Raw genomic sequence first — 816 nt, 5'->3', positions numbered from 1 at the left:
ACAATTTGCAGGTATTGATGCCATTTTCCAAGAACAAGACGGAGAGAAGCGTTCAATCATGTTGGTGCAAATGATCTCGAAGCGAGTACCAGTTAGCATTGATAACACCGATTTAGATTTAAAGTAGTCGCTTAATACTCATAACAACCAACACAAAAAAGAGGTGCGCACGCACCTCCTTTTGATCTTAACGTCAACAAGTTAAATAATTGGGCTGGATTGCTGCTCCAGCCCAACTCTGCTTAGTAAGCGTCGTTGTGAACGGTTTGCACTGCACGGCCTGAAGGGTCAACACAGTTCTTGAATGACTCATCCCACTCAATCGCTTTCGCTGATGAACACGCTACAGAAGGACCACCTGGTACACATTCTGCAGCTGATGGTAATGGGAACAACTCCTCAAAAATTTCGCGGTATACGTAACCTTCTTTAGTTGTTGGTGTGTTGTATGGGAAGCGGTACTGAGCCGTTTCCATCTGTTGATCGGTCACTTTCTCTTCTGCTACGGCCTTCAAAGTGTCAATCCAGCTGTAACCTACGCCATCAGAAAACTGCTCTTTTTGACGCCAAGCGATTGAGTCTGGTAAGTAATGCTCAAAACATTCGCGAAGAATGTGTTTTTCCATCTTACCGTTGCCACACATTTTGTCTGCAGGGTTTAAGCGCATTGCGACGTCAATAAACTCTTTATCCAAGAATGGTACACGGCCTTCAACGCCCCATGCCGCCAACGATTTGTTCGCACGGGCACAGTCAAACATGTTTAGAGCCAGCAGTTTACGAACCGTTTCTTCGTGGAACTCTTTTGCGTTTGGC

Annotated in this window: 1 protein-coding gene and 1 pseudogene; one reads left to right on the top strand and one right to left on the bottom strand. The window is 45.5% G+C overall.

Annotated features, from left to right (window positions below):
* Window positions 1–127: pseudogene (locus R8N49_RS26265) on the top strand (transcription/translation regulatory transformer protein RfaH); the annotation flags it as partial.
* A gap of 115 nt (window positions 128–242) precedes the next feature.
* Here R8N49_RS26265 and R8N49_RS26260 read toward each other — a convergent pair.
* A partial coding sequence (locus tag R8N49_RS26260) for an asparagine synthase-related protein (protein WP_318190340.1) occupies window positions 243–816 on the bottom strand: 574 nt, incomplete at its 5' end.

The sequence above is a fragment of the Vibrio sp. 1978 genome, assembly GCF_033344345.1.
The sequence above is the reverse complement of the archived record's forward strand: the minus strand, read 5'-3'. Positions and strand labels throughout refer to the sequence as shown.